The sequence below is a fragment of the Helcococcus bovis genome (genome assembly GCF_046035835.1).
In the GTDB taxonomy this organism is placed as follows: Bacteria; Bacillota; Clostridia; order Tissierellales; family Peptoniphilaceae; genus Helcococcus; species Helcococcus bovis.
Genome location: NZ_JBFNGB010000034.1, coordinates 1 through 8,774 on the forward strand (window position 1 = coordinate 1; position 8,774 = coordinate 8,774).

Consider the following 8,774-nt stretch of genomic DNA (forward strand, 5'->3'; position numbering starts at 1 on the left):
TGTAAAAAAATGAGATTCGCTTGTATTAAGTAATTTTGAATATGATGGATTATTACAAGCTGAAATATCAGATTTACAAGGATCACAAGTGTTGAAAGATGGACAAACAGATTGGAAAGTATTTAATAAAAACATTTCATCAAATTATCAAAATAAAGATGTTCCTGAACAAAAATCCTTAAAATAAGAAGTAAAAGAAAAATTAGAGATATTACGTAGAGATTTCTCGGAATTATATAATGAAGAAAATTGAAAATTATTGGAAGAAAATAATCTAGGAGCATATAGTGCAGAAATAAATTCTAAAATTAGCCTATTAGGGGAAAATCTTATAAGATTAGATGAAAGTTTTTCTGAACAAAGTTATGTATCAGCAATGAAGGATAAAATATCTAAATTTGAAAGAGAGTTACAAATATTTAAGAATAAATTAGCAGAATTAAAAGCTAAAAAAGATTCAAATACACAATCTAATTCGAATGTTGAAGATCTAACGCCAAAAGCAGAAGATCAACCAGAATCATTTCCAAGCCAAAAGTAGATCCAGCACCAAAAACAGATCCAGCACCATAGGTAGATCCAGCACCAAAAGTGGAAGTTAAAATTGATGCCAAATTTGAATTTGGGCAAGATTTAATTTTTGTAAAAGGATCAGGTAAAGAAGTAGTATTAAAAGTTAATTCACCTTTAGGATTATTTAAGGAAATAGAATTAAATGAAGTTAAAATAGACAATTTAAATTATGAATTAAAAGAAGGTAGTACAATTATTACATTAAAAAATTCATATCTAGAATCATTAAATTTAGGAAAATATAAAATAAATATTAAATTTGCAGAAAATGATAAATATAATGCTGCAAATTTAGAAACAAGTTTAACTGTTCAAAATCCAGGTGAAACATCTAAAGTTAAACTTGAAAACCTAATACTTCTGATTTAGGAATTATATCTTCAGTATATGTATTAACTGTTGCGAGTGCATCATTATATATGCTAAAAAAGAAAAAACAATTTAATAATATAATTTTATAGGCATAATCAGTATTTATATTGGTTATGTCTTTTTTCATTTTAAATATTACATTTTCTTAATAATAATGACATTAACAAATTTTATATTTTTGAGATAATTAATATAAGTAAAATTTTTGGAGGAAAAATGAAGTGTATAAAAAAATGAAAAAAATATTTATTATATTATGAAAATGCAAAAAATATTGAAATTAATGGGAGAATAGAAGTGAAAAAATCAGGAAAAACTACAGAGTATTATCAAACTTTAATACAAGATAACATTAAAATTAGAAAATATATTAAGAAATATGATGTTTCTTTATTAAATATTAAAAAAGTTGAAGAAATTGCCAAAATGAAATTATTGAAATAATTTCTAGGCAAATAAGAAAAAAAGAAAAAAGCAAGGGGAGAAAGTTAAATTTAGGAAAATTTTGAAACGAAAAACATAAAAATTTCCAAGACAAACAAGAGAAAAAATCGAAAAAGCTAGGGGTTTAAGGCAAATTCTGGAAATTTAAGCAAATTCAAGAAAATCTAATAAAAAAAAGAACTATTGAATTTCTTCAATAGTCCTTATAATTAAGCTTCTTTATTATATGATGGTCTTTCGACTAAACCTGACTTTAATGCAGCTGTAGATACCCAAATTCTTTGAACTTTTCCGTCTACGATAGCTTTAACTCTTCTTAAATTTGGTTTAAATGATCTTTTAATCTTTCTGTGTGAGAATGTTACTACATTACCAGCTTTTTTTCTTTTTCCTGTAATTGCACATTGCTTTGCCATAATATTCCTCCTAACTTGATGTATTCCATTACTTGAACAATTATAACATAAATAATTAAAATTTTGCAAGTTATTCTTAATACTGATATAATTTAATATATAAAAAGTTAAGGAGGTCATTTTATGTCAGCTACATTAAAAAATAGTCACGGTAAAATTGCTATTGATCATAAAGTTATAGCTACTATTGCAGCAGAATCAGCACAAGAAACATATGGTATTGTTGGATTGGTAGCTCAAAACACAAAAGATGGTATTTTTGAATTACTTAAGTTTGAAAATAAAACAAAAGGTGTTAAAGTTACAGTAAATGGTGACATTGTTGATGTTGATCTAGTTGTAATGATGGAATTTGGCGTAAGAATTGCAGTTGTTGCAGATAATATAATTGAAAAAGTAAAATACAATATTGAAAAAAATACACACTTAAAAGTTAATTCTGTAAATGTCATTGTACAAGGAATTAGAGTTTAATTGGGGGTAAAATGAAGAATTTTAATCACTTTGATTTAAGAAAGGGAATCACATCCGCTTATAATAATCTTGAATCAAATAAAGAATATGTTAACGGATTAAATGTATTTCCTGTACCAGATGGAGATACAGGAACAAATATGTCATTAACATTTAAATCAGTAATGAGAAAATTAAATGAATCTGATGATGATATGAAGGCAATAGCTAAAGCGTTATCAACTGGTTCATTGATGGGAGCTAGAGGTAATTCTGGAGTTATACTATCTCAATTATGTAGAGGTGTAGCAAAGATTGTTGAGCAAGTTGAATTAGTTGAAATAGTTAATTTAGTAGAAGCTTTTGAAAGTGCGAAAGAAACAGCGTATAATGCAGTACTAAAACCAACAGAAGGTACAATTTTAACTGTAAGTAGAATGATTGCGGAATTTGCTAGAAGAGAGTTTTTAAGATATGACAGAATTGATGAGTTTTTAAGAGCTTGTATTGATGAAGGTAAAAGAGCGTTGATGATGACACCAGAAATGTTACCAGTATTAAAAGAAGCTGGAGTTGTAGATGCTGGTGGTCAAGGACTAATTTTCATTTTAGAAGGCTTTTATAAAGGAATCAAGGGTGAAGAAGTTGAATTAGTAGCAAATACTGAAGATATTAAAGCAATAGACTTTGATAAAATTATTCAACATCATTCAGGAGTAAAACCTGAAGATATTATTTACGGATATTGTACAGAGTTTTTAATTAATCATGATGGAACACAATCATATGAAGAATTTAAAAAAGAAATAGAAAAATATGGTGATTCTATAGTATGTGTTGGTGTTGACAATATTATAAAGACACACATTCATACTGATGACCCTGGTTTAGTGTTATCATTAGCAAGAAAAAGAGGAGAATTATCAGATTTAAAAATTGAAAATATGAGATTCCAAAATGCTGAGGTTAATAGATTAAAAGAAAAGCAACAAAAATCAAATAATGAAAAGAAAAAGAAATATGGATTCGTAAGTATTTCAATAGGTGAAGGATTTGATAATATCTTTGAAGAGTTAAATGTTGATAGACTAATTAAAGGTGGGCAAACAATGAATCCATCTACGGAAGATATTGTTGAAGCAGTTAATGATGTAAATGCAGAAAATGTATTTGTGTTCCCAAATAACAAAAATATTATTTTAGCTGCAAAACAAGCTGTTGAATTAGTTGATAAAAACTTAATTGTTATAGAAACAAAGTCTATTCCACAAGCATTTACAGCAATTATAAATTTTGATGAATCATTATCTCCAGAAGAAAATTTTGAAAATATGACAGTATCTTTAGATGAAATTACAAGTTTACAATTAACATATGCAGTTAGAGATACAAAAAGTGGAGATTTAGATATAAAGAAAGATGACTTTATTGGATTAGAATCTGGAAAAATTGTAGTTAAAGGGAATAATTTAGAAGAAACATTTTTAGATTTAATTAAACATGCAATTAATGATGAACATTCAGTGATATCAGTATACTATGGTGAAGATATAAAAGAAGAAGATGCGAACAAATTATTAGAAAAATTAGAAGGATTATATCCTGATTTGGATATTCAAGTTAATTTAGGTGGACAACCACTTTATTACTATATTGCATCAATAGAATAGATATGAAATTAAAAGATATAAAAGGAATAGGGCCTAAAAAAGTTAAATATTTGCAAGAAATGAATATTCATAATGTAAATGATTTGATAAATTATCTACCAAGAAAATATGAAGATAGATCTATATTGGTAGAAGTTGTTAATCTTACTAATGATATAAAATCTTATTGTGAATTAACTATTGATAAAATTAACAGAACATATTTTTATGGAAATAATAAATCAATATCAAGTGTTGAAGGATATGATAGTACTGGAAGGATTAAAATAATTTGGTATAATGATAGATTTTCAATAAAAACATTAAAATTTAATCAAAAATATAAATTTTTTGGATATTATGATTCTCAAAAAAAAGCTCTAATTAATCCTATTATTTCAAATATAGAAGATGACAAAATAGGAGGGATTACTCCCATCTATTCACTTTTAAAAGGGATTTCACAAAAAGATTTTATTAAATATAAAGACATTGTTTTTTCTTCAAATTATTATATAAATGATTATATTAATGATTTAGAATTAAGCAAATATAATCTAATTAGTTTATCGGATACTTTAAGGTATTTGCATAAGCCGATATCTAATTTAAATTTATATAAGGCTATGTATAGTAATAATTTAAGAAATATTTATCTAGAAAAACTAGCTAATAAGATATATTTTGATAATCAAATTGATAAATTTATTAAATTTAATGATATAGATTTAAATTTAATATTGAATAGTTTAAGTTTCAAACTTACTAATTCTCAAAAAAAAGCTTTAGAACAAATAAAAGAAAATATGATTTCTGAAAAAAGGATGAATAGAATTGTAATAGGAGATGTAGGATCTGGAAAAACAATAGTTGCCATATTATCAGCCATTGTAGCTATAAAAAGTAAATATCAAGTGGCATTTATGGCACCTACAGAATTATTAGCAAGGCAACATTATGAAAATTATAAGAGTTTTTTTGAGAAATTAGAAATTAAATCAAGTCTTTTAACAGGTTCGTTTTCTGAAAAAGAAAAAAAAGAAATATATGAAAAGTTAAAAAATAATGAAATTGAAATAATTTTTGGAACTCATAGTTTATTTCAAGAAAAAATAGAATTTAATAGATTGGGTTTTGTTATTATGGATGAGCAGCAAAGATTTGGCGTATATCAAAGAAAAATGTTGTCTGACAAGGGATATTACCCTGATATGCTTTTATTATCTGCTACGCCAATCCCAAGGACTATGGCATTAAGTTTATATAATAACTTAGATATTTCATATATTGATGAATTACCAAAAAATAGATTACCTATAAAATCATATTTAACAACAATTTACCAAGAGATGAAATTTATGGATTTTGCATATAAGCAAGTACAAGAAGGAAAACAGGTATATGTTGTTGTATCAAGAGTTGAATATGAAGACGATCAGTTAGAATCTGTAGAAGGATTGTATAAAAAGTTAAAAAAATATTTTAATGATAAAGTTAATATAGACATTTTACATGGTAAAATGACGGCAGAAGAAAAGAAAATTAATCAAAGCAAATTTTTAAATAAAGAAATAGATATTTTAATAGCTACAAGTATTATTGAAGTAGGAATTGACGTGCCAAACGCAAATACAATAATTATTTATGATGCAAATCAATTTGGACTATCGCAACTTCATCAAATGAGGGGACGTGTAGGTCGTTCTGGTATTCAATCTTATTGCTTTTTTGTTGTGAAAGATAAAAAATACTTAACTGAAAAATTAGAATTTATTGCAAGTAATAATGATGGATTTTCAATTGCATCTAAAGACCTGGAAATTAGAGGATCTGGCGATGTTTACGGACAAAATCAATCTGGTTTTATTGACTTTGACAACAGTTTTTACTTTAATGAAGAATTAATTAAGAATGCTGAAAAAATGATTGAAGATACAAATGAAATAAATGATGACTTGAAAAACATCATTTATGAAAAAATAAAAAATTTAGAAAAAGTAATTTTAAATTGAGGTATTATGGCACTAAGAGTTATAACTGGTTTAAGAAAAGGGCATAAATTAAAAGGACCTAAAGGTGAAAATTCAAGGCCTACAGAAGATAAAATAAAAGAGGCTGTCTTTAATATCATAGGTAACATTGAAGAAGATGAAGTAGCTCTTGATTTATTTGCATGTACTGGGAATATAGGAATAGAATTTCTAAGCAGAGGTGCAAAAAAAGCATATTTTTCAGAAATTGATAGAAATAATTTAACTGATATGGAATATAATATCATTCATACTAAATTTGAAAATCAGTCAGTAATTTTAAAGGGAGATTTTAGAAAAAATTTAATGCAAATAAGAGAAAATATTGACTATGTTTATTTAGACCCACCATATAAATCTGGATTTTATGAAAAGGCATTTGAATATATGTTGGATCACAAATATTTTGATAATGCTCTTTTTATTGTAGAAATTGATAAAGATATAGATTTTTCTAAAATTTATGGTAAACTAGATTTAGTTTATGAAAAAAAATATGGTAGAAAATATATCAGATTTTATAGGGAGACGGAATGAAAGTAGTTTATCCAGGTAGTTTTGATCCAGTTACTAATGGACACATAGATATAATAAAAAGAGCTTCTAAGCTTTTTGGCGAAGTTGTAGTATGTGTACTAGTAAATAATAAAAAGAAATATTTGTTCAATATGGAAGAAAGAATTGAAATGTTAGAAGAATTATTGTATGATTATGATAACGTTAAAGTTTGTATGTATTCGGGATTATTGATTGATTTTGTAGAAAAAAACAAAATAGATTCAATAATTAGAGGAATCAGAGCAATTTCTGATTATGAATCTGAACTACAATTTGCTCAAATGAACAAATTTTATTCAATAACAAATGTAGAAACAGTTTTTATGGTTGCAGAGCCTGAAATGTCATATTTAAGTTCAAGCATAGTAAAGGAAATTGCATCATTTAATGGAGATGTTTCTAGATTAGTTCCTAAAAATGTTGAAATTAAAATAAAAGAAAAATTCAAATAGGAGGAATGATGAATATTTTATCATTAATAGAAGAATTAGAACAAATTATGGATGATGGTGGATCAGTTCCATTTTCAAAAAAAATTACCATTAATCCAGATGAAGTTTATGAAGTAATAAATGACTTGAGAGAATCAATTCCTCAAGAAATTAAGGATGCTCAATGGGTGAATCAAGAAAGAGAAAGAATTCTACAAGAAGCAAATTCTCAAGCTTCAGCAATCAAAGATAAAGCGAAAGAAGATGTAGATAGATCTTTTGAAGATGCTAATAGAAAACTAAGAGAATTAGTAAACCAAGATGCCGTTACAATAGAAGCTAGAAAAGAAGCTGAAAGAATAATAGCTGAAGCTAAAGAAACAGCTAATACAATTGCTGCAAATTCTTTAGCATATGTAGATCAAATTTTATCAAAAACATCTGATGAATTAAAAAATACATTAAGCACAATTGAAGAAAATAGATCACAATTGAAATACTAATTTAAGAATAATTTTAAGGATTAAAGATTAAACATTTTTAATCCTTTTTAAGTTGAATGGAAAGTAGAGAATATGGAAGAAAATTTTTGGAAAGATTTACCTAAACCATTTTTTATCTTAGCACCAATGGAAGATGTAACAGATACAGTTTTCAGGCATGTCGTTGCAAAAGCTGCTGCACCCGATGTGTTTTTTACAGAATTTACCGATACTAATTGTCTTCATAATGAGAAAGCTAGAAATACATTAAGCGGAAGATTGCATTTTACTGATGATGAGCAACCTATTGTTGCACATATTTGGGGAGATATACCAGAAAATTTTGCACAAATGTCAAGAGAACTTGCAAAAATGGGATATAAAGGTATTGATATTAATATGGGATGTCCAGCACTAAAAGTTGTAAAAAAAGGTAAAGGTTCAGGGTTGATAAAAAGACCGAAAGTCGCTGCTGAAATAATACAAGCGGCAAAAGAAGGCGGATTACCAGTAAGTGTAAAAACTAGAATAGGATTTTTAGAAGTAGATGAATATAAACAATGGATAAGTCACATTTTAAGACAAGACATTGTAAATTTATCTATACATTTGCGTACAAGAAAAGAAATGTCAGACTTTGATGCGCACTGGGAATTAATTCCTGAAATAAAAAAATTAAGAGATGAAATAGCTCCAAATACATTATTAACAATTAATGGTGATATTCCGGATAGACAAGTGGGAATGCAATTAGCAGAAAAATATGGTGTTGATGGCATAATGATTGGTAGAGGTATATTTAGGAATATATTTGCGTTTGAAAAAGAAAAAAAACATCATAGCTATAAAGAATATATGGATTTATTCTATTATCATCTAGATTATTATGAAGAAATGATAAAAGTTGAGCCAAAGCTAAGTAAGGTGCTTAATAGATTATTTAAAACCTATATAAAAGATTTCGAGGGATCAAGACAACTTAGAGATACATTAGTTAGAACTAGAAGTATTGAAGAGGTACGTAAAGTTTTAGCTGAATTTCCTTTGATGAATGCAATAATGAATGAAGAGATTTGATATAAAATTAATTAAATATGTCATTAAATATAGACTGATAACCAATCCTTGTTCATCCAATTTTTTTTGTTAAATTGGATATGTAAATAATTTTGTTTATCAGTCTATTACTGATTTTGTTAGTGGAACTGCTAATTATAATACATATATTCTTTTACAAAATACTTTTAATATTGATACAAGTTTAATTGTTATGAAATATAATTATGAATTTGGTAAAGGTTTTAGTAATAAAGTTCTTACTAAAAATGGTAAAAATATATTACTTAAAAAAAGGAAGCTGTTATAA

At 26.2% G+C, this 8,774-nt stretch carries 11 protein-coding genes; 10 read left to right on the forward strand and 1 reads right to left on the reverse strand.

Annotated elements, in window-relative coordinates; all coding sequences use genetic code 11:
* Positions 1 to 259: 259 nt before the first annotated feature.
* The 3 genes from ABGF48_RS08255 (at position 260) to ABGF48_RS08265 (ending at position 1,389) form a co-directional block, all read left to right on the forward strand.
* The gene (locus ABGF48_RS08255) at positions 260 to 541 is read left to right on the forward strand and encodes a hypothetical protein (RefSeq protein ID WP_408105864.1); all 282 of its coding nucleotides are present in this window, start codon (positions 260 to 262) and stop codon (positions 539 to 541) included.
* A gap of 50 nt (positions 542 to 591) precedes the next feature.
* Positions 592 to 942 (forward strand): hypothetical protein, encoded by a 351-nt coding sequence (locus tag ABGF48_RS08260; RefSeq protein ID WP_408105865.1) that lies wholly within the window; start codon positions 592 to 594, stop codon positions 940 to 942.
* A gap of 300 nt (positions 943 to 1,242) precedes the next feature.
* A complete protein-coding gene (locus ABGF48_RS08265; protein WP_408105866.1) occupies positions 1,243 to 1,389 on the forward strand; it encodes a hypothetical protein in 147 nt (48 codons plus the stop codon).
* A 209-nt stretch (positions 1,390 to 1,598) separates the two neighbouring features.
* Here the strand turns inward: ABGF48_RS08265 and rpmB are convergent, their stop codons facing one another.
* Positions 1,599 to 1,805, reverse strand: coding sequence for a 50S ribosomal protein L28 (rpmB, locus tag ABGF48_RS08270; protein WP_408105867.1), 207 nt, complete (start codon positions 1,803 to 1,805; stop codon positions 1,599 to 1,601).
* Positions 1,806 to 1,928: 123 nt separating this feature from the next.
* On the opposite strand from rpmB, the gene ABGF48_RS08275 reads away from it, so the two are divergent.
* The 7 genes from ABGF48_RS08275 (at position 1,929) to ABGF48_RS08305 (ending at position 8,485) form a co-directional block, all read left to right on the forward strand.
* Positions 1,929 to 2,279, forward strand: a complete 351-nt coding sequence (locus ABGF48_RS08275; protein ID WP_408105868.1) for an Asp23/Gls24 family envelope stress response protein — start codon at positions 1,929 to 1,931, stop codon at positions 2,277 to 2,279.
* An 11-nt stretch (positions 2,280 to 2,290) separates the two neighbouring features.
* Complete coding sequence (locus ABGF48_RS08280; protein WP_408105869.1) at positions 2,291 to 3,928, forward strand: DAK2 domain-containing protein; 1,638 nt, start codon at positions 2,291 to 2,293, stop codon at positions 3,926 to 3,928.
* 2 nt (positions 3,929 to 3,930) lie between these two features.
* Entirely contained in the window at positions 3,931 to 5,919 is a 1,989-nt protein-coding gene (locus ABGF48_RS08285; protein WP_408105870.1) for a DEAD/DEAH box helicase, read from the forward strand.
* Positions 5,920 to 5,925: 6 nt separating this feature from the next.
* Positions 5,926 to 6,474, forward strand: coding sequence for a 16S rRNA (guanine(966)-N(2))-methyltransferase RsmD (rsmD, locus tag ABGF48_RS08290; RefSeq protein WP_408105871.1), 549 nt, complete (start codon positions 5,926 to 5,928; stop codon positions 6,472 to 6,474).
* On the forward strand, positions 6,471 to 6,947 hold the full coding sequence (gene coaD, locus ABGF48_RS08295) for a pantetheine-phosphate adenylyltransferase (RefSeq protein ID WP_408105872.1): 477 nt from the start codon (positions 6,471 to 6,473) through the stop codon (positions 6,945 to 6,947). Before rsmD ends, coaD begins: the two co-directional genes overlap by 4 nt.
* Positions 6,948 to 6,955: 8 nt before the next feature.
* Positions 6,956 to 7,429 carry an ATPase gene (locus ABGF48_RS08300; protein ID WP_408105873.1) on the forward strand — a complete coding sequence of 158 codons (474 nt, stop codon included), beginning with the start codon at positions 6,956 to 6,958 and terminating at the stop codon, positions 7,427 to 7,429.
* A 72-nt stretch (positions 7,430 to 7,501) separates the two neighbouring features.
* Positions 7,502 to 8,485 (forward strand): tRNA dihydrouridine synthase, encoded by a 984-nt coding sequence (locus tag ABGF48_RS08305; protein ID WP_408105874.1) that lies wholly within the window; start codon positions 7,502 to 7,504, stop codon positions 8,483 to 8,485.
* Positions 8,486 to 8,774 lie beyond the last annotated feature (289 nt).